This is a genomic window from Streptomyces sp. NPDC045678 (assembly GCF_056432085.1).
The window spans coordinates 1-22,876 of record NZ_JBWKJS010000009.1 but is presented as its reverse complement, the minus strand read 5'-3'; the positions used below and the strand labels follow the sequence as shown (position 1 = coordinate 22,876).

19 protein-coding genes are annotated in these 22,876 nt (G+C 72.1%); 11 read left to right on the top strand and 8 right to left on the bottom strand.

The window, feature by feature from the left end:
- Positions 1-300: 300 nt before the first annotated feature.
- Positions 301-723: a CBS domain-containing protein gene (locus AC07DO_RS29050; protein WP_479063680.1), complete on the top strand. Its 423-nt coding sequence runs from the start codon at positions 301-303 to the stop codon at positions 721-723.
- A gap of 239 nt (positions 724-962) precedes the next feature.
- On the opposite strand, the gene AC07DO_RS29045 is transcribed toward AC07DO_RS29050, so the two are convergent.
- Positions 963-3,458: a molybdopterin oxidoreductase family protein gene (locus AC07DO_RS29045; RefSeq protein ID WP_479063679.1), complete on the bottom strand. Its 2,496-nt coding sequence runs from the start codon at positions 3,456-3,458 to the stop codon at positions 963-965.
- A gap of 224 nt (positions 3,459-3,682) precedes the next feature.
- Between AC07DO_RS29045 and AC07DO_RS29040 the strand changes: the two genes are divergently transcribed.
- The gene (locus tag AC07DO_RS29040) at positions 3,683-4,027 is read left to right on the top strand and encodes a CBS domain-containing protein (protein ID WP_479064173.1); all 345 of its coding nucleotides are present in this window, start codon (positions 3,683-3,685) and stop codon (positions 4,025-4,027) included.
- Between the two features lie 132 nt (positions 4,028-4,159).
- Here the strand turns inward: AC07DO_RS29040 and AC07DO_RS29035 are convergent, their stop codons facing one another.
- Positions 4,160-5,101 carry a MerR family transcriptional regulator gene (locus tag AC07DO_RS29035; protein ID WP_479063678.1) on the bottom strand — a complete coding sequence of 314 codons (942 nt, stop codon included), beginning with the start codon at positions 5,099-5,101 and terminating at the stop codon, positions 4,160-4,162.
- Between the two features lie 155 nt (positions 5,102-5,256).
- Between AC07DO_RS29035 and AC07DO_RS29030 the strand changes: the two genes are divergently transcribed.
- The gene (locus AC07DO_RS29030) at positions 5,257-5,982 is read left to right on the top strand and encodes an RNA polymerase sigma factor (protein ID WP_479063677.1); all 726 of its coding nucleotides are present in this window, start codon (positions 5,257-5,259) and stop codon (positions 5,980-5,982) included.
- Positions 5,983-6,027: 45 nt separating this feature from the next.
- Positions 6,028-6,759 carry an SDR family NAD(P)-dependent oxidoreductase gene (locus AC07DO_RS29025; RefSeq protein WP_479063676.1) on the top strand — a complete coding sequence of 244 codons (732 nt, stop codon included), beginning with the start codon at positions 6,028-6,030 and terminating at the stop codon, positions 6,757-6,759.
- Positions 6,760-6,780: 21 nt separating this feature from the next.
- Here the strand turns inward: AC07DO_RS29025 and AC07DO_RS29020 are convergent, their stop codons facing one another.
- Positions 6,781-8,154 carry a cryptochrome/photolyase family protein gene (locus AC07DO_RS29020; RefSeq protein WP_479063675.1) on the bottom strand — a complete coding sequence of 458 codons (1,374 nt, stop codon included), beginning with the start codon at positions 8,152-8,154 and terminating at the stop codon, positions 6,781-6,783.
- Positions 8,155-8,350: 196 nt separating this feature from the next.
- Between AC07DO_RS29020 and AC07DO_RS29015 the strand changes: the two genes are divergently transcribed.
- Positions 8,351-9,415 carry a lipoate--protein ligase family protein gene (locus AC07DO_RS29015; RefSeq protein ID WP_479063674.1) on the top strand — a complete coding sequence of 355 codons (1,065 nt, stop codon included), beginning with the start codon at positions 8,351-8,353 and terminating at the stop codon, positions 9,413-9,415.
- A 21-nt stretch (positions 9,416-9,436) separates the two neighbouring features.
- Here AC07DO_RS29015 and AC07DO_RS29010 read toward each other — a convergent pair whose 3' ends face one another.
- The 5 genes from AC07DO_RS29010 to AC07DO_RS28990 all read right to left on the bottom strand — a co-directional run bounded on the left by AC07DO_RS29010 (position 9,437) and on the right by AC07DO_RS28990 (position 16,503).
- Positions 9,437-10,435: a TIGR03842 family LLM class F420-dependent oxidoreductase gene (locus tag AC07DO_RS29010; protein ID WP_479063673.1), complete on the bottom strand. Its 999-nt coding sequence runs from the start codon at positions 10,433-10,435 to the stop codon at positions 9,437-9,439.
- 154 nt (positions 10,436-10,589) lie between these two features.
- Positions 10,590-12,365: a thiol reductant ABC exporter subunit CydC gene (gene cydC / locus AC07DO_RS29005; RefSeq protein ID WP_479063672.1), complete on the bottom strand. Its 1,776-nt coding sequence runs from the start codon at positions 12,363-12,365 to the stop codon at positions 10,590-10,592.
- Positions 12,362-14,068, bottom strand: a complete 1,707-nt coding sequence (gene cydD, locus AC07DO_RS29000; protein WP_479063671.1) for a thiol reductant ABC exporter subunit CydD — start codon at positions 14,066-14,068, stop codon at positions 12,362-12,364. The genes cydC and cydD overlap by 4 nt, the downstream gene beginning before the upstream one ends.
- Before the next feature lie 46 nt (positions 14,069-14,114).
- Entirely contained in the window at positions 14,115-15,137 is a 1,023-nt protein-coding gene (cydB, locus tag AC07DO_RS28995; protein ID WP_479063670.1) for a cytochrome d ubiquinol oxidase subunit II, read from the bottom strand.
- Between the two features lie 64 nt (positions 15,138-15,201).
- Positions 15,202-16,503 carry a cytochrome ubiquinol oxidase subunit I gene (locus tag AC07DO_RS28990; RefSeq protein ID WP_479063669.1) on the bottom strand — a complete coding sequence of 434 codons (1,302 nt, stop codon included), beginning with the start codon at positions 16,501-16,503 and terminating at the stop codon, positions 15,202-15,204.
- 225 nt (positions 16,504-16,728) lie between these two features.
- Here AC07DO_RS28990 and AC07DO_RS28985 point away from each other — a divergent pair, with 225 nt between their 5' ends.
- From AC07DO_RS28985 to AC07DO_RS28960, 6 genes are all read left to right on the top strand, one after another.
- Positions 16,729-17,655 carry a LysR family transcriptional regulator gene (locus AC07DO_RS28985; protein WP_479063668.1) on the top strand — a complete coding sequence of 309 codons (927 nt, stop codon included), beginning with the start codon at positions 16,729-16,731 and terminating at the stop codon, positions 17,653-17,655.
- A 268-nt stretch (positions 17,656-17,923) separates the two neighbouring features.
- Positions 17,924-18,247: a 2Fe-2S iron-sulfur cluster-binding protein gene (locus tag AC07DO_RS28980; protein WP_479063667.1), complete on the top strand. Its 324-nt coding sequence runs from the start codon at positions 17,924-17,926 to the stop codon at positions 18,245-18,247.
- The gene (locus AC07DO_RS28975) at positions 18,247-19,467 is read left to right on the top strand and encodes an NAD(P)/FAD-dependent oxidoreductase (protein WP_479063666.1); all 1,221 of its coding nucleotides are present in this window, start codon (positions 18,247-18,249) and stop codon (positions 19,465-19,467) included. The genes AC07DO_RS28980 and AC07DO_RS28975 overlap by 1 nt, the downstream gene beginning before the upstream one ends.
- A 187-nt stretch (positions 19,468-19,654) precedes the next feature.
- A complete protein-coding gene (locus AC07DO_RS28970) occupies positions 19,655-20,491 on the top strand; it encodes a PhzF family phenazine biosynthesis isomerase (protein ID WP_479063665.1) in 837 nt (278 codons plus the stop codon).
- A gap of 304 nt (positions 20,492-20,795) precedes the next feature.
- A complete protein-coding gene (locus AC07DO_RS28965) occupies positions 20,796-21,977 on the top strand; it encodes a phage tail sheath family protein (protein WP_479063664.1) in 1,182 nt (393 codons plus the stop codon).
- 48 nt (positions 21,978-22,025) lie between these two features.
- Positions 22,026-22,655: a hypothetical protein gene (locus tag AC07DO_RS28960; RefSeq protein ID WP_479063663.1), complete on the top strand. Its 630-nt coding sequence runs from the start codon at positions 22,026-22,028 to the stop codon at positions 22,653-22,655.
- Positions 22,656-22,876 lie beyond the last annotated feature (221 nt).

The following is a 22,876-nucleotide window of genomic DNA, read 5'->3' as shown; positions in this document are numbered from 1 at the left end:
TCTCGCCCTACTTCAGACGACACAAAACCAAACGACACCTCCCCACGACCCGATTCCACCACCCTACCACAAAGAGCTTTCCTTCCCCCCCTCCCCCCCCCCCCCCCCCCCCCCCCACGGCCCCCCGTGTTCGCCAGCACGTCTTCGACAGCACGTCGTCACTGATGTGCCGAGGCGGTGCGCTTCTTCTGGATTCCCCTGTTTCGCGGGCCTGTCGTTCGGTCACCCGGAACAGGCGGCCCCACGGGCCCCGAAGACCACATCGAACATCCTCCGGCAGAGAAGGGACGGCGATTTTTCATGGCCACCAAGACGGCACGGGACATCATGACCGGCGGCGCGGAGTGCGTACGGGCACACGACAGTGCCTTGGACGCGGCCCGCAAGCTGAAGGAACTGCGGGTAGGGGCACTGCCCGTCTGCGGTGAGAACAACCGGCTCGTCGGCGTCGTGACCGACCGCGACATCGTGGTGAAGGTCCTCGGTGCAGGACTCGATCCGGCCGAGGTGGAGACGGGGACCCTCGCGCAGGGCGAGGCCGTGACGATCGGCGCGGACGACGACATGGACGAGGTGTTCGCGACCATGACGACGCACAAGGTCCGACGCCTACCGGTGATCGACGGCACCGACCTCGTCGGCATGGTCGCCCTCGCCGACGCGGCCCGGGCCCTGACCGACCCCGAAGCGGGACGCCTGGTCGAGGCCCTTTCCGCCGACTGAGGCGGCGGCCCTCCGCACCCCTCCCTCCCCACACCCGGTGCACGGAGGTTTCCGCATGCGTGACAACGCCCTACCGCGGTACGCACTCGTAGACATGGGCTCGGGACCAGTCGGCGAGGTCCAGGGCGACGTGGTGGACCTCGTGCTCGGCGCGGTGGCGCGCGGCCACGGATGTCAGGTGCCCGGCCATGTGATCCCCGCCGTCGTGGAGGAGCGCAGGGCGAGCGTGACGCCGTTCATCAGCTCTCCTTCCGGGCGTTGTCCCAGGTGGCGTCCGCCGTCTGGGTTACGCGTGCGGAGCGGCCCCCGGTCGTGGCGGGTACGGTCGCGGCCCCGGAGCCCGGCGCGGGAGCCGAGGCGGTGGTGGTCGGCGCCGGGGCGCTGCCGCCGTCGCCGCGTGCCACGAGGTGCAGCGCGGCTGCGGCGGTCTTGAACAGCGGCTGTTTGGAGACCGGGTCCCAGTCGGTGACGGTCGTCTCGTTCGCCGCCCGCCCGGGGGTGTCGTCGTCGGGAGCGTTTCCGGCTTCCGTGTCCCAGTAGCCGTAGTGGAAGGGGACGAAGAGCAGTCCCGTACGGATCTCGGTGACGCGCAGTCGGCCGCGCAGGGCGCCGCGGGGCGTGCGGACCTCCACCAGGTCGCCTTCGCCGATCCCGAGTGCGGCCGCGTCACGGACGGACGCCTCCACCCACACGTCGGGGGCCGCCGCGTTCAGTTGGGGTGCGCGGCCCGTCTTGGTGCGGGTGTGGAAGTGGTAGACGGTCCGGCCGGTGGTCAACTGGAACGGGTACGTGTCGTCGGGCAGCTCGTGCGGCGGAACGTACGCGGCTGACTTGAGCACGGCCTTGCCGTCGGGGTTGAGCGACCGGTACTCGACGGGCTCCTGGGCCGCGCCGGTGATGAGGTCCTTGCCGTAGGACTCGCAGGTGTCGGGGGCGGCCCAGGTGATGCCGTCGGTGTAGAGACGCTCGGTGCCGTCGGGGGCCCGGTCATTGCACGGCCACTGGATGCCGCTGCCACCTCGGAGCTTGGCGTGGCTGAGGCCGGTGTAGTCGCAGGGACGGCCCGCGCTGCACCGTTTCCACGCCTCGAACGCCGACTCGGGATCGTGCCAGGTGATCAGCGGGCCGCCGTCCTTGTCGCGGAAGTCCATCCTGGCGGCGTAGTCGAGGAAGATGTCCAGGTCCGGCCTGGCCTCGCCGGGCGGTTCGACCGCCTTGTCGGACAGGTGCACCGTGCGGTCGGCGTTGGTGAACGTGCCGGTCTTCTCGCCCCAGGTGGCGGCCGGCAGCACCACGTCGGCGAACTGGGCGGTCTCGGTCAGGAACAGGTCCTGTACGACGACGAAGAGCCGCCCCTGTCCCAGGATCGAGCGGATCCGGGAGAGTTCGGGCAAGGACACGGCCGGGTTGGTGCCGCTGACCCACAGCATGCGGATCGAGCCCTGCTCGGCGTAGCGGAACATCTGCATCGCGTGGGTGGGTGGCGCGTAGTGCGGGATGGTCTTCGGATCCACGTTCCACACGCGCGCCAGGTCGGCGACGTGCGCGTCGTTCTGCCAGTTGCGGAAGCCGGGCAGGTCGCCGTTGGCGCCGCACTCGCGGGTGTTCTGAGCGGTGGGCTGACCGTTCATCTGCAGGACGCCGGCGCCCGGCCTGCCGAGCATGCCGCGGATCAGGTGCAGGTTGTTGATCTGCACGGCGGCCGCGGTGGCCTGGTGGGACTGGTAGACGCCTTGCAGCACGGTGGACAGCAGCCTGTCCGCGGTCCCCAGGAGCTCCGCGGCTTCCCCGATCCGCGCGGCGGGCACGTCGCAGATCTCGGCCGCCCATTCCGGAGTGCACTTCTCCACCCGGGCCGCCAGCTCCTCGAAGCCGACCGTGTGGGCCTCGATGTAGCCGTGGTCCACGCGGTCGGTACGGATGATCTCGTGCAGGAGGGCGTTGAGCAGGGCGAGGTTCGTGCCCAGGCGCGGTGCCAGGTGGACGGCCGCCCTGCGGGCCACCGGTGTGGGCCTCGGGTCGACGCACACCAGACGGGGCGGGTCGCCGCCCGCCAGCCGGTCCAGGACGCGCATCCACTGCACGGGCTGGGTCTCGGCGAGGTTGTGGCCGAACAGCGCGATCACGTCGGCGTGGTCGATGTCGTCGTAGCAGCCGGGCTGGCCGTCGCAGCCGAAGGACTCCTTGAGCGCCTCGGCGGCGGTGGAGGTGCACAGCCGGGTGTTGCCGTCCAGGTGGTTGGTGCCGATGCCGGCCCGGGCCAGCACCGCGAGCGTGTAGTACTCCTCCAGGAAGAGCTGCCCGCTCGTGTAGAAGCCGATCGATCCCGGTCCCCGCTCGGCCAGCAGTTCCCGTGAGCGGGCGACGACGCGCTCCATCGCGGTGTCCCAGTCGCACTCCACCAGGCGGCCCTCGTGCCGGACGAGCGGTCGGGTGAGGCGGTCGCGGGAGGCGTTGGCCTGCCAGGCGAAGAGGTCCTTGGGCCCGAGCCGGCCATGGTTGACGCGGTCCCGCGCCCGGCCACGCACGCCGACCATGCGCCCGTCCACGACGGCGATGTCCATCGCGTCCCCGTCGGAGTGGAGGATCGACGCCGTCTGCACCCACCGTTGGACCTCGTCCGGCGTGACACCCTCCGCGAGATGGGTGTCCACCCGCGCGGGCCACGGCTCGTGCCGCCCGTACGGGGTGCGGGCCCCCCACGGCTGGGCGATCCGGTCCACGCTCGCGTCCACGTCTGCCTCCCAGAACCGACCGGGGCCCCTGTGCGCCGCCCGCGTCATCGGTACCCCTTGCCCGCCGCGCCTAACTCCGCCGTTGCGGGTCCTCCCGTCGGGCTCCCGCACCCGGTTCCGCCATCCGCCGGTGGGCCGCCACCTCGACTCCGTCGGGAAGCGTCCTCCCGGCACAGCCCTGCACCTTGGCCTTCAAGGACCCGGTCACGGCGGTCACCTCGTTCATGCCAGGTCCGACGGACACGGACTTCTTCGACCGGGCGGGCGTGGCCGACGACAACAAGCTGAAGGGCGTCCTGACCGACCGGGACATCGCGGTGAAGGTGCGGGGCGCGGGCAAGGGCCCCGCCACCTGTCCGGCCGGGGAGCCGGCCCAGGGCGAGGCCTTCACCATCGGCGCCGACGGCGACGCGGAGGAAGTCATTCGCACGACGATCCCGCACAAGGTGCGCCGTCTGCCCGTGATCGACGGACACGGCCTCGTGGGCACGGTCGCCCAGGCCGACGTCGCCCGCTCCCTGCCCGACCCCCGGGTCGGCGATGTGCTTCAGGCGCTGTCCACCGACTGAACAGCCGAGCGGCCCCCTCCTGCGCGAAGGCGGGAAGGGGCCGTTTCCCGGCTGCCGACGGTGCCGTTGCCCCGAGACCGCCCGAAGCCCGGTCGGCCGGTCACGCGGCGGAGAACGACCGGTACCGACCGGTCACGCCGCGAAGAGCGACTCGATCCGGTTCGCCGCCGTCCGCAGTCCGGTCAGCCGTTCCACCCCCGGCCCGTACGTTCCCGCCGCCGGCGACCAGCCCGGCCCCGCGACCAGCACGGCGGGGTGCGTCCGGGCGCCCCGCATGCCCCACTCCGCCTCCGTGATGAGGCGTACCAGCGCCCGGTCCGCGGTGTTCCGGGAGTGCGCCCAGAGCACCACGGCCGACGGCCCGATGCGCCGGACCGCCTCGTACAGCGCCTCGGCGGGCAGCGCGGCGCCGAACATCCGCGTGGGCACGCGGCGTTCGCCGAGGACGGCGACGAGCGCCTCGAGCGGGAGGGTGTGCTGCTCCCCCGGCACGCATGTGAGCAGCGCGGGACCGGCGGGTGTCGGCGCGGCGGGGTCTCGCGGCGCCGCGCCCGGGGCGCAGCGCAACGCGGAGGAGACGTGCCAGGAGAGGAGATGCTCCACCTCCACGTACCGCTCACCGGACGACGCCCACTTCCGTCCGATGGCGTGCAGGGCCGGCGCCATGACCTCCTCCCACCCCGTGGTGAAGCCGTACTCCCCCACGGTGGTGGCCAGTTGGGTCTCGACGGCGGGCGCGTCGAGCCGCACCGCCGCTCGGGCGAGGCCCCGGCACTCCTGGCGTACGTTGCCGAGCGAGAGGGCGCCGGAGTCGCCGCCGCGCCGCCGGTACGGGACCTCGGCAGGCGCCTCCTGCAGCGCCGCGCGCGCGGCCTCCGCGGGCGGTACGCCCAGCGCGGTCAGCCGGCACATCTCCTCCACGCGGCCCACGTCGACGGGGCTCCAGCGGCGGTGGCGGCCCTGTTCCCGGTCGGCGGGGCCGATGCCGTAGCGCCGCTCCCAGGAGCGGAGCGTCGTCGGGGCGACCCCCAGTCTTCGGGCGACGGTTCCTGTGGTCAGCGCGGTGCCCGCCATCCGTACCCCCTCGAACTCACTCCGCCGTGCGGCTGCTGTCCCGCGACGGCTGCTGTCCCGCGACGATACGACGCACAATCGCTGCAAGTTGTCGCCTCTCACGGACTGTCACCAATCTGGGGTCAACTCCGGTCCCTGTACGAGGAGTACGTGCCATGGTGGCGGTTGACATCCCGGTCCCCGATGACTCGCCGAACCCCGATGACCCTCAGGTCCCTCACAACTCCCAGGCCGCTCATAACTCCCAGATCCCTCATAACTCCCAGGTCCCTGACGACTCTCCGGTCCTGGATCGCTCTCCGGCCCCCGGGCCTCCGCTCGGCGACGATCAGCTCGCCGCGGCCTACCGCCGCTGGGGGCGCCTCGTCCACCAGCTCGCCAGGCGCGCCCTGGGCGACGGTCCTGACGCGGAGGACGTGACGCAGCAGGTGTTCCTCGCCGCCTGGCGCGGCCGGCACGGGTACCGGCCGGGTGCGGGCGGCCTGGCGGGGTGGCTGGTCGGCATCACGCGGCACAAGGTCGCCGACGCGCTCGCGGCGAGGGCACGGCGCGCCGTGCTCCTGACCGCCGTGGGCGCCCGGCAGGAAACGCCGCCCGTCGGCGGGCCCGACCCCGAGCAGGTGCTCGACCGGGTCCTCGTCCAGCGCGAGCTGGCGCTCCTGCCCTTCCCCCAGCAACTGGTGCTGCGGATGGCGTTCTACGGAGACCTGACGCAGAGCCAGATCTCGGCGCGGACCGGTCTGCCGCTCGGCACGGTCAAAAGTCATACGCGGCGCGGACTGCGGGCGCTGCGCGAGGGGCTGGCGTCGGCCGGTCCGCCGCTGTCCGATGCTTCGGATCCGGTCTGCGGAGAGCGCATCCGATCCGCACGGTCGGCGTGAAGTACCGGGCATCCCCTCAACCTCTCGTCCCTTGGAGGAAGACGAATGGAAATCTCGGGTGCCCGCGTCCTCGTGGTCGGGGCCACCGGCGTTCTGGGCGGTCTCATCGCGTGCGCACTGGCGGAGCGCGGCGCGCGGCCGGCCCTCGCAGGCCGCAACCCCGTGCGTCTGGCCGCTCTCGCACGCGACCTCGGAGGCCCGCCCGCCCGCTGCTTCGAGGCGTGCGACCTGGACCAGTGCTCCACGCTCGGGCCGTGGGCGGAGCGCGCGCTCTCAGGCCTCGACGGGGTGCTCGTGACGGTCGGGGCGGCGGCCTTCGGCGCGGTGGAGGACGTGTCGAACGCGATGTCGGGCCATCTTCTGACGGTCAACGCGCTGTGTCCCATGGCGGTGTTGAGGGGCGCGGCACCGGTGGTGGCGGACAAGGGGTTCCTGCTGGCGATGACGGGAGGGGTGCCCGAGCGGGCCCGTACGGACGCCACCGTCGACGTACCGGTCCCCAGGGAACATCCCGAGTGCCCGGACGCGCCCGCGCAGACCGACCACATCGCGGGCACCGCCGACTACACCGCGTCCAAGGAGGCGTTGAGCGGCTGGCTGGGTGTGCTCTCCGAGGAACTCGCGCCGCGGTCCGTCACGGTCCTCGACATCCGCTCGCCTCACCTGGACACCGGCTTCATCGAACGGCCCCTGGCCGGGCAGGCGCCCGCCCTGCCGCCGGGGGCCGACGCGCTGAAGGCGGTGCACTTCCTGATGGACAGCATCGCCTCGGCCTGACCCCGCCAGGGGGGGGCGGGCTCACTCGAGGCCGCGGGCCCGCCTGAACCGCTGCAGCCCGTCGGAGAGGTCGACGATCGGCTCGGGGTAGTCGTACTCCGCCCGCGTCTTCTTCGGCAGCTTCCACGGTTCGTGGACCGCGGCGCCGCGCAGGTCGGCCAGTTCGGGCACCCAGCGGCGTACGTACGTGCCGTCGGGGTCGTAGCGCTTCGCCTGGAGCACGGGGTTGAGCACCCGGTTAGGACGGCTGTCGGTGCCGGTTCCCGCCACCCACTGCCAGTTGAGCTGGTTGTTGGCGAGGTCGCCGTCGACGAGGAGCCGCTGGAAGTGGCGTGCGCCGATCCGCCAGTCGACGTACAGGGTCTTGGTGAGGAAGCTCGCCGTGAGGAGTCTGCCGCGGTTGTGCATCCAGCCCTCGTGTCGCAGCTGGCGCATGGCGGCGTCGACGACGGGGTAGCCCGTGGCCCCGTCCTGCCAGGCCCGGACGTCGGCGTCCGCCGACTTCCCCGAGCGCCAGCGGTCTCCGCGCGTGCGGTAGTCCTCGGCGGCCGCGCGCGGCCGGGCGGCGAGCACCTGGTGGTGGAAGTCGCGCCAGCACAGCTGCCGGACGAAGTCCTCGGCGCCGCGGGACGACCGCTTGCGGGCGCCGTGGACGAGTTCGGCGCAGGACAGCGTGCCGAAGTGCAGGTGTGGCGACAGCTTCGACGTGGCGTCGCCCGCCAGGTCGTCGTGGTGGTCGGTGTACCGGTCGATGCCGTCGCGCAGCCACGCCTTCCACAGGGCGCGGCCCGCGCTCTCCCCGCCCTCGGCGAGCCCCGGCGAGAGGCCGTCCATGTCCTCGCGCGAGGGGTACGGGTGGGAGCGGACGTGGTCCGGGACGCGCACGGTGCGCGGGGCGGCCAGCACGGCCCGTACGCCCTCAGCGGTCCAGCGGCGGAAGTACGGGGTGAAGACGGCGAAGTGGTCGGAGTTGGCGGGGGTCACGGCGCCGGGGGCGAGGGCGGTGACCACGGCGTCGTGGACGTACAGGCGGCGGCCGTCCCGCTCCAGGGCCTCGCGCAGCCGGTGCTCGCGGGCGTGCGCGTACCGGCTGATCCCGGCCGCCATGTGGACCTCGTCGGCGTCCGCCGCCTCGACGACCAGCCGCACCTGTTCGACGAGGTCGCCGGCGCGCACCACGAGCCGCCCGCCACGGTCCCGCAGCTGCCGGTCGAGGTCGGCCAGGCAGTCGGCGAGGAACGCCTCCCGGTTCGGGCCCGCGTCGCCGAGGTCGGCGATGGCCCGGTCGCGGACGAAGAGCGGCACCACTGCGTCCGCTCCGGAGACGGCGGCACGCAGCGGCGGATGGTCGTGCACCCGCAGATCAGAGGTGAACAGGACGACCGAGATGTGCATGGCGCGGACTCCAGGGGGCGGGGTGGTGCTTCCCCTGTTCTTCGGACGGTCGGCGGCGGACGGATGCGCCGTACGGGGCACGGTCCCCCGCACGGAGCACACAAGGGGGACATTCCCTCTCTCGGTTAGCGTTGGGGGATGATTCGGAACGCGGCCGACGTGGCCGGCGTGACGAACGTGGCATGGAGGCGGCACGGTGCACGGTGAGTACAAGGTTCCCGGCGGCAAGCTCGTCGTCGTGGATCTGGACGTCGAGGGCGGCGAACTGCGGAACACCCGCGTGGCCGGTGACTTCTTCCTGGAACCCGACGAGGCGCTCGACGCGATCAACGGCGCGCTGAACGGCGCGCCGGCCGACACGGACGCGCCGGGCCTCGCCGCCCGCATCGAGGCCGCGCTCCCCGAAGGCACCGTCATGTACGGCCTGACGTCGGAGGGTGTCGGGGTCGCCGTCCGCCGCGCCCTCGCGCACGCGACGGACTGGACCGACTACGACTGGCAGCTGATCCACGAGGGTCCGCAGCCGCCCGCGCTGCACATGGCCCTCGACGAGGTGCTGACCCAGGAGGTCGCGGCGGGCCGTCGGCCGCCGACGCTGCGCGTGTGGGAGTGGGCGTCGCCGTCGGTGATCATCGGCAGTTTCCAGTCGCTCGCCAACGAGGTGGACGCGGAGGGCGCGGCCCGGCACGGCATCGACGTCGTGCGCCGCATCTCGGGCGGCGGCGCGATGTTCGTGGAGCCGGGCAACACCATCACGTACTCGCTCTCCGTCCCCGACGCCCTGGTGCAGGGCCTCTCCTTCCAGGACAGCTACGCGTACCTGGACGACTGGGTGCTCGGCGCCCTCGCCGACATGGGCATCAAGGCGTGGTACCAGCCGCTCAACGACATCGCGACCGACGCGGGGAAGATCGCGGGCGCCGCGCAGAAGCGGACGGTGGCACCCGGCGGAGCACCGGGCGCGGTGCTGCACCACGTGACGATGTCGTACGACATCGACGCGGACAAGATGCTCGAGGTGCTGCGCATCGGCAAGGAGAAGCTCTCCGACAAGGGCACGCGGAGCGCCAAGAAGCGCGTTGATCCCCTGCGCCGCCAGACCGGCCTGCCGCGCGAGGCGGTCATCGAGCGCATGATCGACTCGTTCCGCGGCCGGTACGGCCTCGCCGAGGGGCAGGTCACCGACGAGGAGATGGCGCGCGCCGAGGAACTCGTGCGGACCAAGTTCACGACCGCCGAGTGGACGGCCCGCGTGCCCTGATCCCTGTCGGGTGCCGGCGGCTCAGGAGAACTGCGGGATCACCGCGGAGCCGTACGCGTCGATGACGTCCTCGCGCGCGTCGTGCATCGCGTACACCGCGAACTGGTCGACGCCCAACTCCCGCAGCTCACCCAGTCGTTCGAGGTGCGACTCGACGGGGCCCAGCAGACAGAACCGGTCGACGATCTCGTCGGGCACGAAGGCGGTGTCGGGGTTCCCGGTGCGCCCGTGGTGGCTGTAGTCGTAGCCCTCGCGGGCCTTGATGTACGCGGTGAGGGCCTCGGGCACCATCGACGAGTGCTCGCCGTACCTGGCGACCAGGTCGGCGACGTGGTTGCCGACCATGCCGCCGAACCACCGGCACTGTTCGCGGGCGTGCGCGAGGTCGTCGCCGACGTAGGCGGGCGCGGCCACGCAGATCTTGATGTCCGCGGGGTCGCGTCCGGCGTCGGCGGCCGCGTCCCGCACGGCTTTGATCATCCACCGCGTCAGATACGGGTCGGCGAGCTGCAGGATGAACCCGTCGGCCTTCTGTCCGGCGAGCGCGAGCGCCTTCGGGCCGTACGCCGCCATCCACACCGGCAGCCTGCCGTCCCTGACCCAGGGCAGCCGCAGCGTCTGCCCGCCGATGTCCGCCTCGCGCCCCTCGGCGAGGTCACGGATGACGTCGATGGCCTCGCCGAGCCTGGCGAGGGTGTTGGGCTTGCGCCCCGCGACGCGCATCGCGGAGTCGCCGCGCCCGATGCCGCAGACGGTGCGGTTGCCGTACATGTCGTTGAGGGTCGCGAAGGTCGACGCGGTGACTTCCCAGGTCCGGGTGGACGGGTTGGTGACCATGGGGCCGACGGTCAGCCGTGTGGTGTGTTCGAGGATGCGGCTGTAGATGACGAAGGGCTCCTGCCACAGCACGGAGGAGTCGAAGGTCCAGCCGTAGCGGAAGCCGTTGCGCTCCCCTCGCCTCATGAGCCCGACGACCTCCGATGCGGGCGGGTCGGTCTGCAGTACGAGTCCAAAGTCCATGGCCTTCGCTCCTCACTCCGATCGCGCACCCTCAGGTCGCGCGCCCACGGTTCGAGCACCTCGAAGGTCGTCCGAGGAGGGACAATCCTGGACGTGCCGCCCGGGCTTGGCAAGAGGGACCCGACGGGCGTCCGGCCGCGGCTCGGCGCGTGTCTCAGGGCGCCGTGGCGGCCAGGGCGTCCGTCGTGGAGTCGAGGTCCTCGGGGGTGGCGGGGCGGATCCGGCCCCGGTCCACGGTGACGATCTCGTCGGCGCCCGCGAGGCCCGCGCGCTCGTGCGTGACCAGGAGCGTGGTGCGGCCGCGGGTGGCGTCGAGGATGTCGGCGAGCACCTCGGCCGCGGTGTCCGGGTCCAGGCCTTCGGTCGGTTCGTCGAGGACGAGGACGGGTGGGTCGGCGAGGAGCGCGCGGGCCAGCAGCAGGCGTCGGCGCTGACCGCCGGACACGGTGGCGCCGTCCCCGCCGAGCACGGTCTCCCAGCCCTCCGGCAGCGATTCGATCCAGTCCAGGATCCTCGCCCTGCGGGCCGCCTCGCGCAGCTCGTCGTCGGTGGCGTCGGGGGCGGCGAGGACGAGGTTGGCGCGGATCGTGGCGTGGAAGACGTGCGCGTCCTGCGTCATGCCGGTGATGGCGCGGCGCGCGTCGGCGCCGGTGCAGTCGCTGAGTTCGCGCCCGCCGACGCGGATGCTGCCCGCTTCGTACGGCACGAACCGCATGAGCGCCGCGATCAGGGTGGATTTACCGGACCCACTGGCCCCGATGAGCACCACTCGACGGCCGGCCGGCAGCCGCAGGCTCGCGCCGTCCAGGGCCGGTGGGCCGTCCTGGACGTGCCGGACCCGGAGGTCGGTGATGGTCACGTCGAGTGGTGCGTCGGTGGGCAGCGGTTCGGGGTCGAGCGGGTCGGCGACGGGCGCCGGGGTGTCGAAGAGGTCGGCGAGGCGCTGGGCGGAGGCCCGTACCTCGACGAAGCGGCGGGCGGCCGCGGGCAGCGGCGCGAGCGCCTCGAAGGAGACGAGCGCGAGGACGGCGATGACGGTGAGCCGCACGGCGGGCAGGTCGCCCGCCGCGTGGGCGCGCAGCGCGAGCCAGGTGACACCGACCGTCGCCGCGCCCTGCAGCACGAGCACGATCGCCTGGGCGAGCGACGTGGTCAGCGCCTTGTGGCGCTCCAGCTCGGCGATGCGTGCGGTGACGGCGCGGGCCCGGTCGTGGGTGCGGCCGCGGGCGCCGTACGCGGCGAGGTCGGCGGCGCCCCGGGTGAGGTCGACGGTGACGGCGGCGAGTTCGGCGCGCGCCGCCTTCTCGGCGTGGCCCGTGCGGCGGGACAGGACGAGGACCGCGGCGGGCACGAGGATCCCCGCCACGGCCAGCAGCAGACCGAGCAGCACGCCCGCTCCCGGCAGCAGTACGGCGACCGTGCCGGTGGCGACCGCGGCGACCACGAACGCCGCCGTGGCCGGGATCATCACCCGCAGCAGCAGGTCCTGGGCGGCGTCCACGTCGTCGACGAGGCGGGTCAGGAGGTCGCCGCTGCGGAAGGCGGGGGTGCCCGCGGGGGCGAGCGGCACGAGTGCCTCGAACACCCGGGTGCGGAAGCCCGCGACGGCGCGCAGCACACCGTCGTGGCCGAGGAGCCGGTCGATGTAGCGGAGCGCGCCGCGGCTGAGGGCGAGGGCCCGTACGGCGACGATCGCGACGCTCACCGCGGCGAGGGGCGGCTGTTCGGCGGCGCGGGTGATGAGCCAGGCGGCGGTGGCCATCAGCGCGACGGCGGCGAGCTCGCTGCCAGCCGCGGCGAGAGCGGCGGGCAGCATCCTGCGCCAGTACGGCAGGAGGTGGCGCAGGAGGCGGACGGTGGGCCGCCCCCTGCGAGCAGGCCCGTGAGAGCCGGTACCGGCCTTGTCGTAGTCGTAGTCGTACGAGGTCATGAGACCACCAGCTTCTCCGCGGAGGCATGCTCGGGAGCGGGTTCACAGGCGGGGTCGGTGATGGTGCCCGCTCGTACGGTGATGACGCGGTCCGCGTGCGGCAGCAGGCTCGTGCGGTGGGCGACCACGATCGCCGTGCGGCCGCGCATGAGGGCGACCGTGGCGCGCGTGACGGCGGCCTCGCTCTCGGGGTCGAGGTGTGCGGTCGGTTCGTCGAGCAGCAGCACGGGCGCGTCCTTGAGGAACGCGCGGGCCAGCGCGATCCGCTGCCGCTGACCGGCGGAGAGCCCCGCGCCCTGTTCGCCGAGCACCGTGTCGTACGCGTGGGGCAGCCCCTCCACGAAGAGGTCGGCGGAGGCGGCACGGGCCGCGGCCCGCACTTCGGTGTCGCTCGCGTCGGGGCGGCCGAGGCGGATGTTCTCGGCGACGGTCCCCGCGATCAGGTGCGGGCGCTGCGGCACCCACGCCACCTGGGTGCACCAGTCGTCCGGGGCGAGGCCGGCGAGGTCCGTGCCGTCGGCCTCGACCCGGCCCGAGGTGGGCGTGACGAAGCCGAGGAACAGGGAGAGGAGCGTGGACTTGCCCGCGCCGCTCGGGCCGACCAGGGCGACGTGCTCGCCGGGAGCGATGGTCAACGAGACGTCGCGCAGGGCGGGTTCGGTACGGCCCGGATAGTGGACGGTCACGTCGTGGAGGGCGAGGGACGCCGTGCGGGCGTCGGGCACCGGAGTGCGGCCCGCGTCGGCCGGCGCCGAGTCCGCGTCGTCGAGGACGGTGAAAACCCGTTCGGCGACCGCGATGCCCTCCGCGCTGTCGTGGAAGGCGGCGCCCATGGCGCGGAGCGGCAGGTAGGCCTCGGGAGCGAGGAACAGGACGACGAGCGCGGTCCGCAGGCCGACGTCGCCGTCCAGCAGCCGCAGTCCGACCGGGACGGCGACCAGGGCCACGGAGAGGGTGGCGACCGTCTCCAGGACGAGGGAGGACAGGAAGGCCAGGCGCAGGGTTCGCATGGTGGCCCGCCGGTGGGCGTCCGCCATGCCACGCACCACGTCGGTCTGATGGTGCTCGCGGCCGAAGGCGCGCAGCGTCGGCAGCCCGGCCACCACGTCGAGGAAGTGCCCGCCGAGGCGGGAGAGCAGCCGCCACTGGCGGGCGGTGCGCCGGGCGGTGTGCAGGCCGACCAGCGCGCCGAGTACGGGGATGAGCGGCAGGGTGATCGCGATGATCAGCGCCGAGCTCCAGTCGGTCCGGCCCACCCAGGCGACCACGACGAGGGGGACGACGGCGGCGCCCGCCATGGTGGGCAGGTAGCCGACGACGTAGGGGTCCAGCGCGTCGAGGCCACGGGTGAGCAGGGTGGCCGTCTCTCCGTGGCGGCGGTCCGCGAGCCGCAGCGGTCCTGTCCGTCGCAGCTGTCCGACGATCCGGTCGCGCAGGGTGGCCTTGGCGTCGGCGGCCGCGCGCTGCGCGAGTGTGCCGCGGGCCCAGGTGAGCAGGGCGCGCAGCGCCATGGCGGTGCCCAGCGCGGCCAGTGTGCCGGTGCGGATCCCGTGTCCGGCGAAGCCGTCCGCGAGGGCCGTGGCCAGCAGGACCGCCTGGGCGACGATGAGCCCGGCGCCCGCGAGGGCCAGCACCGAGGAGTACGTCACGTGGCGCCGCAGCGCTGGGACTTCCCGCATCAGGCGGCGTTCGACGGGCTTCATCGTGGGGTACCTCTCGTTGCTGTCCGGGCTCGGGCGTAGCTCGGGCTCAGAAGTAGCTGGGGTGGCGTCGGCCCGTCCGGCCACGGAAGGCCCACCAGCTCCAGAACTGGTAGGCGAGGATCGTCGGGATCACCAGGACCCCGAAGCCGCTGAGGATCTTCAAGGTGGCGTCGTCGGTGACGGCGTGGTGGATGTCCAGGCCCGCGCCTGCTCGGGTGATCAGGAGGTACGGGTACTGGCCGGTGCCCAGGAGGACCACGGGCAGCGCGGTCGCGGTGCAGGTGGCGGCGAACGCGAGGACGCCGTTTCCGCGGTCGAGGTGCCACCGGGCGGCGGCGAGGGCCGCCACGAACAGGGCGGCGACGACCGCGGATGCCGTCCGGTTGGTCATCGAGGCGCCCGCCCCGAAGAACGTGAGGAGCAGGGCGAGGGCGCCCGCCGCGGCGGCGCCGATGAGGATTCCGGCGCCCAGGCGCCGTGCCCGTGCGGCGAGTTCGTCCCCCGAGCGGAGTGCGACGAAGGTCGCTCCGTGCGCGGCGAAGAGCAGCACCGTGGTGGCGCCGCAGGCCAGCACGAACGGTGTGAACACCTCGCCGGCCCCGATGTGGAAGCTGTCGTCCGCGCGGCGGGGCACGCCGTGCAGCAGCAGCCCCACGACGAGCCCCCAGGACACGGCGGGGACGGCGCCGCCGAACACGATCAGGGCGTCCCACGCCCGGCGGCCGCGGGCGCTGTGGGCGCGGCGGCGCAGCTGGACCGCGGCGTTGCCGACGACCAGACCGGTGAGGATCGCCACGATCAGTGGGTACATGGCGGTCAGGAGGGTGCCTTCGAGGTGCGGGAAGGCTCCGAAAAGGACTCCGGCGAAGCCGACGAGCCAGACCTCGTTCCCCAGGAAGAACGGCGCGATGGCGTCGAGGGCGGCGTTGCCGCTGGTGCGCTTCTCCTCCTGACCGTCGCGGCCGAGGAAGGGGTGCAGCATCTGCGCGCCGTAGTCGTAGCCGCCGAGTACGAAGTACCCGGTGAGCAGCAGGCCCAGCAGGGCCAGCCAGACAGTCTCCAGACTCATCTCGCTCAACTTTCCGTTACATCAAGGGTGTTCGTCGCACGGGAGGGGGCGGGTTCCGTCGGCTCTACAGCACGGGGACCGGTTGCTTCTCGTCGGTGCCGCCGCCCGGTCCCGCGGGCAGGTCGTCCGGCAGTGGCTCGTCGGCGCCGAGCTGGGTGGCGCCGGGGCCGCGCAGTGCGAACCGGGCGATCAGGGTCCAGTTCGTCACGGCCAGGGCGACGAAGATGGTGATGAACAGGGCACAGGAGACGAGCAGCGAGGTCTTCCCGACGTGGGAGAGGGCGCTGCCGACCGTCAACTCACCGTAGATCACCCACGGTTGGCGGCCCACTTCGCGGACCACCCAGCCGCCGACGGACGCGATGAACGGGAGCGGGACGGTGGCGACCAGGACCCACGAGGCCCAGCGCCAGCGCATCAGCCGGTCCTTCCAGAGAAGGACGAGGGCGATGAAGGTGAGGGTGGACACCGTGTTGCCGATGAGCGTCATGGTGTCCATCGAGATCCGCATGGTGTCCTGCCAGGGCACGTAGTCGCCGGGGCCGTGCTCCTTGACGAGCTGGGCCTGCAGTTCGGCGACTCCGCTGTTCTCCAGGACCGCGTCCTTCATGGGCTGGGTCCGCTCGATGATCGGTCGCTGCATCTCGCCCACGACGACCACGAAGAAGGAGGAGACCGTCGACACCCACAGGCCCAGCTTCAGGGAGGTGCGGAAGAGTTCGGTTTCCTTGGTGTGCCGCAGGAAGTGGTAGGCGCTGATGCCGGCGACGAAGACACCGCCCGTCGTCAGGGCGCCCAACGAGAGGTGGAAGAGAGCGACCAGGGCGTTGGAGTTGGTGAGCAGCGCGCCGAAGTCGGTCAAATAGGCCGCTCCGTCCCGCACTTCGTAACCGACCGGGTGCTGCATGAAGCCGTTGGCTATCAATATCCAGTACCCGGATGCGTACGCGGTCAGGGCGACCAGCCAGATCAGCGTGACGTGCACGCTCCTGCGCAGGCGGCCCCAGCCGAATATCCACATGCCGAGGAAGGTGGACTCGGCGAAGAAGGCGATGAGCGTTTCGAGGGCCAGCGGTGCACCGAAGACGTTGCCGGCGAACTTGCTCACGCCGCTCCAGCTGAGCCCGAACTGGAACTCCATGACGAGGCCGGTGACGATGCCGACCGCGTAGTTGATGACGTAGAGCTGTCCCCAGAAGCGGGTCATGCGCTCCCGGACTGCTCTCTTGGCGGGCTCATGGGTGAACGCGGCCCGGGTGTGCATGATCGCGACGATGGGGACCAGCCCCATCGTGAGGATCACGAACAACCAGTGGATGCCGGTCGTGGCCGCGAACTGGAGTCGGGCCAGATCCGCAGCGCTCATGGTGCGACCTTCCTGGGGGACGGTGGCCGGCGGGGCGGCGGGAGGTGAGGTGTCGTGCACAGACGAAGGAGAAGGGGCCCCCGCTTCGCGTGTGCAGGTGTCCGGCGCCGTTGCCGTCCACCTGTGCGGTGGCCTCGATGAGAACCGTAGGGAGAATTCCTTATGCACTCCAAGACCGGTTCTGCCATGTGAGGATGACCCACAAGGCATAAGTGAAGGTGGACCATGGATCTTCTGCAGTTGCGCTACTTCCAAGCCGTGGCCCGTTTCGAGCACATGAGCCGGGCCGCCGAGGAGTTGCGCGTCGCCCAGCCCTCGCTCAGCCGCACGATCGCGCGCCTGGAGGCCGACCTCGGCACCCCCCTGTTCGACCGGCAGGGCCGCCGCATCCGGCTCAATCAGTACGGCGTGGTGTTCCTGGCCCACGTGGACCGCGCCCTGAGCGAACTCGACGACGCCCGGCGGGCTTTGCAGGACGCCCGCGACACGGCGTTCGGCCGGGTGAGCGTCGCTTCCGAGACCCTCCTGACGATCACGCATCTGCTCGGCAGCTTCCGGGCCGCCTACCCCCGCGCCAACGTCCGGCTCTACCAGTCCAACGCGGAGGAGATGGACCGCCAACTCCGCGCCGGTGAGGTCGATTTCTGCGTCGCGTCACAGACGTTGTCCGGCACGAACCTCGATTCGGTCGAGCTCGCCTGCGAAGAGGTGCTGCTCGCCGTCCCGCGCGGCCACTGGCTCGACGGCCAGGACAGCGTCACGATCCGTGAGATCGCCACCGAGCCCTTCGTCACCACCCGCCCCGGCCAGTGGCAACGCGCGCTTCTCGACCGGCTGTTCGCGGCCGAGGGGCTCAAGCCGATGCTGTCCTGCGAGGGCAACGAACCGGGCGCCAGCCAGAACATGATCAGCGCGGGGCTCGGTATCGGCCTGATCCCGGCGATGTCCCGGCAGGCCGGCACGGAATCCCAGGTGCCGGTGGCCTGGGTGCACCTGGACGCCCCCGACTGCCACCGCGTGCTCACCCTGGCGTGGAACCGCGACGCCTACCTCTCCGACGCCGCCCTGAAGTTCCGGGAGTTCACCACCAGCAGGCCCTTCATGACGCACCGGCTGCCCGACCCCCGCCGCGGACGCAAGCGTCGCGTCTGAGATCTCGGCGGAACCTGGCCCGGCCCGTCCGAGATCTCGGCGGAACCTGGCCCGGCCGGAATCGGTTTGGTACGCTCCCCTCGCTGTCACAGCCCTGGCCCAGGACGTCGCGTGTCCCGACGGTCGGCATGTGAAGGCGGGTCGGCAGGGGTGTCGCGTTCCCCCATCGACCGCCGCTACGCCCTCTCCACCTTTCGTCTTCCACCTGCAAGGCATCCGCATCACCGCCCGCCTCGAGCGCGCCCGGTTGCCGTCAAGGAGTTCCGTCATGCCCAAGATCACGTATGTCAACGTCGACGGCACCGAGACGTCGGTCGACGTCCCTGCCGGCACCAGCGTCATGCGCGGCGCCGTCTTCAACGACATCGACGGCATCGTCGCCCAGTGCGGCGGCAACATGCAGTGCGCCACCTGCCACGTCTACGTCGACGAGTCCACGCTCGACAAGCTGGAGCCGCCGCAGGAGCGGGAGGACGAGATGCTCGGTTTCACCGCGTGCCCCCGCCGGCCCAACAGTCGGCTGAGCTGCCAGCTCAAGTCGAGTGACGCCCTCGACGGCCTCATCGTCCACACCCCCGAACGGCAGAACTGATGCCGGACCGCGCACACCCCGAGTCGGTCGTCGTGGTGGGGGCCGGGCAGGGCGGTTACCAGACCGCGGCCTCGCTGCGCGAGCACGGCTACCGGGGAGGCATCACACTGATCAGCGCCGAGGACGCGCTCCCCTACGAGCGTCCGCCGCTGACCAAGGCGTACCTCAAGGGCGAGGCGGACGAGGCCACGCTCTGGCTGCGCCCGGCGACGTATTACGTGCGCCAGTCGATCGACCTGGTCTCCGGCACCGTCACGGAGATCGACCCGGCCGCGCGCTCGGTGCGGCTGACCGACGGTTCCACCTACGACTACGGGCACCTCGTCCTCGCCACCGGCGCCACGCCCCGGACGCTCGACGTGCCGGGTGCCGACCTGCGCGGCGTACACACCCTGCGCACCGCGCGGGACGCCGCCGCACTGCAGTCGGCGCTGGCCGGGGCGCGGCGTGCCGTGGTGGTGGGGGCGGGGTTCATCGGTCTGGAATTCGCCGCCGTGGCACGGGAGGCGGGCGTCCGGGTGACGGTCGTCGAGGCGCTCGACCGCCCGCTCGCCCGGGTCGTCTCGGCGCCCACCGCCGCGCACTTCACCCGGCTGCACCGGCGGAACGGCACGGAGTTGCTGTTCGGTCAGGGCGTCAAGTCACTGCACGGTGACGGGCGTTCGAACGTCAAGGCCGTGGAACTGGCCGACGGCCGCAGGCTCCCCGCCGACCTGGTCCTGATCGGCGTCGGGGTCACCCCGCGCACGGAACTGGCCGCCGCGGCCGGGCTCCCGGTGGACGGCGGCATCACCGTCGACTCGCGGCTGCGGACCGCCGATCCGCACATCTCCGCCATCGGGGACTGCGCGGTGTTCCCCCAGGTGCGCTCCGGCAGCCGGTTGCGGCTCGAGTGCGTCCAGAACGCCGTCGGGCACGCCCGGTCGGTCGCCGAGCGACTTGCCGGGACGCCCCGCGCGTACGACGAACTGCCCTGGTTCTGGAGCGATCAGTTCTCCACGACCGTGCAGATCGCGGGGTTCGACGAGGGGCACGAGACCGAGGTGGTGCTCGGCGCCGACCCGGACGCCTTCTCCGTGCTCCTCTTCCGCGGGGACGATCTGCAGGCGGTCGAGTCCGTCAACCGCCCCGCTGACCACGCCGCGGCCCGCCGCCTCCTGACGCGGGGCACGACCCCGACGCCGGAGGAAGCCTCAGCGCCGGGGTACAGCCTCACATAGCCCCACAGCCCCACAGGTGGGCCTTCGCAGCGGCCTCGCACCCCACGCCCGACGTTATTCCAGCGTAATTCAGTCCCGATCTAAGACCGATCGCGCATCGTAGGCATCGTTCCGCACCGCACCCCGAACCGCCGGGCCGGCGCCCTCCCCCGAGCGCCGGCCCGGCAACCTCGACAGTGGAGAACTGATGCACAACTACGTAGTGGTCGACGCGTTCGCCCGAGAACCCCTCACCGGCAACCCGGTCGCGGTCTTCTTCGACGCCGACGATCTGAGCGCCGAGCAGATGCAGCGCATCGCCCGGGAGATGAACCTCTCGGAGACCACGTTCGTCCTCGGCCCCGAGCAGGGCGGCGACGTACACGTGCGGATCTTCACTCCGGTCAACGAACTCCCCTTCGCCGGGCACCCGTTGCTGGGCACCGCCATCGCGCTCGGGCGGCGCACCGACGCGGACCGGCTGCGGATCGAGACCGCCATGGGCGAGATCCCCTTCGAGCTGCGGCGCGTGGGCGGGAAGGTCGTGTCGACGAGCATGCGCCAGCCGGTTCCCGTGTGGGAGCCCTTCGACCGTGCCGACGAGCTCCTCGAAGCGCTGGGCGTCCGCGAGTCCACGCTGCCGGTGGAGATCTACCGCAACGGCCCGCGGCACGTCCTGGTCGGCTTCGAGAGCTTCGAGGCCCTGTCGAAGGTGGACCCCGACCACCGCGCGCTCGCGAGCTTCCCCGACATGGCGACGAACTGCATCGCCGGCTCAGGGACCGTCTGGCGCAACCGCATGTTCTCGCCCGCCTACGGAGTCGTGGAGGACGCCGCCACCGGTTCCGTCGCAGGCCCCATCGCCATCCACATCGCCCGGCACGGCCTCGCCTCGTACGGGCAGCTCATCGAGATCACCCAGGGCATCGAGATCGGCCGCCCCTCCCCCATGAGCGCCCTGGTCCAGGGCGACGGCGACCGGGTCGATTCCGTCGAGGTGTCGGGCCACGGCGTCGTCACGCTCGAAGGCATGATCCATGTCTGACGTCCGGTGTCCGGCCTCGCGGCGACCGCGCACCTGCGCGCCCTGACGTCCGGAACCCCCGCATCCCGTGCGACAGGTGCCCCTCCTGGACCAGACCTCGGGGCCGCCGCCCTCCGCCCGCGCGCACCGCGACCCGGGGGCCCGCACCGGCACCGCCGGAGCACGCTCTGTCCAACTGCCCAAGGAATCCTCCGCCCTGGTGCGTACTCCGGCAGGCTGAAGCTCCGCCGGGCCGGGACCCGGCCGCCACGGTCCGCGCCATCCGGCCGCGGATCTCCCCTCACGTCGTGTCCGAGGAGCCTGCATGCCGCAACAGCAGTCGCATCAACCGCACACAGCGACCACCACCGCGCCGCTCATCCACGGCGTGCACACGTCGGTGGCGGCTTTCATCGGGGACGCCCCGGGCCTGCCCGGCAAGCCGGCCTTCGTCCGGCACCCGCTGGAGTTCCTCGAGGCGTTCTCCCTGCGCGGGAACGCGGGGAGAACGGGGAGCACGGGGGACGCAGAGGACGCGCGGGACACGCCGTCCTTCCTGCACGACGCCGTGCTCGGCCACTTCCGCAACGGGGGCGGCGGTGCGTGGGTCCTGGGAACGGGGCGTGCCGCGACGGGCGTCGGCGGGGAGGACAGGGTCGCCGCCTACCGGACCGCTCTCGCCAGGCTGGAGCGCCTGCCGGAGATCAGCCTCGTGGTCGCACCGGATCTGTGGCGGGTGCCGGAAGACGCGGACCGCGTCGCGCGGGAGATCGCCGCGCACTGCGGCCGCACGGGGCACCGGGTCGCTCTGCTGCACACCCGCCAGGGCCTCGCCCCCGCCGACGTGCGCGACAGGCCCTTCGGGCTCGCCGAGCCGGACGCCCGGTTCGTCGCCGTCCACTACCCGTGGATCACGGTGACCGAGGTCGGCGGACACGAACGCCTGGTGCCGCCCTCGGGGCACGTCTCGGGGATGTACTGCCGCACCGACGCCGAGCACGGAGTCCATACTCCGCCGACCGGCACGCTGGTGGGAGTGGTGCAGCAGGAGCGTGCACTGTCCGTGGACGAGGAGGAGTCGGTCAGCCGCTTCGGGGTGAACTGTCTGCGGTTCGTCCCCGGGCAGGGCGTCCGGCCGCAGAGTGCGCACACGCTGTCCACCGAGGCCGACTGGGCGGACGTCGGGGTGTGCCGCCTGGTGAACTACACCCGGGCCTCACTCGAACGGGGCGCCCCCTGGGCGGCGTTCGAGTCGAACACCGCCCGGCTGCGGGCGCTGATACATCAGTCCACCACGACGTTCCTCCAGGGGTTGTGGCGCCAGGGGGTGCTGCCCGGAGGGACCGCGGACGAGGCGTTCGGGGTCATCTGCGACGACACCAACAACACACCCGAGGACGTGGTGCGGGGCCGGGTGAACCTCGATGTCGCCCTCGCCGCCCTGCGGCCGGCCGCGTTCGTCACGTTCCGCGTACGGCGCGACGTCGGTCACCGCGCCGCCACTTGACCGGGACGGTCCCGAAGGACCGTCCAGCGACAACAGGGAGACACATATATGGAGATCCACTCATGCTCGGGAAACCACAGAGCGGAGATACGTGATGCCACGGGCTCACTGCTCTGCGACGCCTGCGTCGGGAGGCTGGAGCGCGATCTGCGCGCGCTCCCCGACCTTCATCAGGAAGGCCTGCACCACGTGATGGCCACGTCCCGGCGACGCAACCCCACCAGGGTGTCGGGCAGCCGCAGGCGGGACCATCTGAACGTCTCCGCGCTCGACGCCCGGAGCAACATCGTCGCCATCCTGGAGTCGTGGGCGAGTTACGTGGCGGATGAACTCGGGATCACGGTCCCGAGCCGTTCCGTACCGCACCTGACGTGCTTCCTCCTGCTCCACCTGGAGTGGCTGACGGCCCAGCCGCCGGCCGAGGACTTCGCGGCGGAGATCCAGGGACTCCAGGTCGAACTGCTCCGCGTCATCGACTCCGACCAGACCGACCGGGCTCCGCTCACCAGCCAGTGCGTGGTGGACAGATGCCCGGGCACGATCGACGCGTCGCCGCGGAGTTCCGGCACCGCGGGCGGGGACAGCAGCATCAGCTGTTCCTCGGGACATTCGTGGGAAGTACGTGAGTGGCTCGTCCTGAGGCACCTCATCGACCGGCAGCGCAAGGAAGCCGCGTGACCGGCACCGTCCGGCGCGGATAGCGAAGGGAACGGCTTCGCGGGACGCTCGGCCTGCTCAGCGGGAGAGAGCAGGGTGGAGCGCGACGGAGCCCACAGCGGAGGTGGGGGGGGGGGGGGGGGGGGGGGGGGGGGGGAGGCGGGGGGGGGGGGGGTTTGTTGGGGTTTTTGTTTTGGGGGGGGGCTGGGGGGAGAAAAGAACAGACCCGTCCTACCCGCGCA

Excerpts from the sequence above, each read along its gene's own strand:
- AC07DO_RS29050 (WP_479063680.1), top strand. The coding sequence starts at position 301 with ATGGCCACCAAGACGGCACGGGACATCATGACCGGCGGCGCGGAGTGC.
- AC07DO_RS29040 (WP_479064173.1), top strand. The coding sequence starts at position 3,683 with ATGCCAGGTCCGACGGACACGGACTTCTTCGACCGGGCGGGCGTGGCC.
- AC07DO_RS29035 (WP_479063678.1), bottom strand. The coding sequence starts at position 5,101 with ATGGCGGGCACCGCGCTGACCACAGGAACCGTCGCCCGAAGACTGGGG.
- AC07DO_RS29030 (WP_479063677.1), top strand. The coding sequence starts at position 5,257 with ATGGTGGCGGTTGACATCCCGGTCCCCGATGACTCGCCGAACCCCGAT.
- AC07DO_RS29025 (WP_479063676.1), top strand. The coding sequence starts at position 6,028 with ATGGAAATCTCGGGTGCCCGCGTCCTCGTGGTCGGGGCCACCGGCGTT.
- AC07DO_RS29020 (WP_479063675.1), bottom strand. The coding sequence starts at position 8,154 with ATGCACATCTCGGTCGTCCTGTTCACCTCTGATCTGCGGGTGCACGAC.
- AC07DO_RS29010 (WP_479063673.1), bottom strand. The coding sequence starts at position 10,435 with ATGGACTTTGGACTCGTACTGCAGACCGACCCGCCCGCATCGGAGGTC.
- cydC (WP_479063672.1), bottom strand. The coding sequence starts at position 12,365 with ATGACCTCGTACGACTACGACTACGACAAGGCCGGTACCGGCTCTCAC.
- cydD (WP_479063671.1), bottom strand. The coding sequence starts at position 14,068 with ATGAAGCCCGTCGAACGCCGCCTGATGCGGGAAGTCCCAGCGCTGCGG.
- cydB (WP_479063670.1), bottom strand. The coding sequence starts at position 15,137 with ATGAGTCTGGAGACTGTCTGGCTGGCCCTGCTGGGCCTGCTGCTCACC.
- AC07DO_RS28990 (WP_479063669.1), bottom strand. The coding sequence starts at position 16,503 with ATGAGCGCTGCGGATCTGGCCCGACTCCAGTTCGCGGCCACGACCGGC.
- AC07DO_RS28985 (WP_479063668.1), top strand. The coding sequence starts at position 16,729 with ATGGATCTTCTGCAGTTGCGCTACTTCCAAGCCGTGGCCCGTTTCGAG.
- AC07DO_RS28980 (WP_479063667.1), top strand. The coding sequence starts at position 17,924 with ATGCCCAAGATCACGTATGTCAACGTCGACGGCACCGAGACGTCGGTC.
- AC07DO_RS28975 (WP_479063666.1), top strand. The coding sequence starts at position 18,247 with ATGCCGGACCGCGCACACCCCGAGTCGGTCGTCGTGGTGGGGGCCGGG.
- AC07DO_RS28970 (WP_479063665.1), top strand. The coding sequence starts at position 19,655 with ATGCACAACTACGTAGTGGTCGACGCGTTCGCCCGAGAACCCCTCACC.
- AC07DO_RS28965 (WP_479063664.1), top strand. The coding sequence starts at position 20,796 with ATGCCGCAACAGCAGTCGCATCAACCGCACACAGCGACCACCACCGCG.
- AC07DO_RS28960 (WP_479063663.1), top strand. The coding sequence starts at position 22,026 with ATGGAGATCCACTCATGCTCGGGAAACCACAGAGCGGAGATACGTGAT.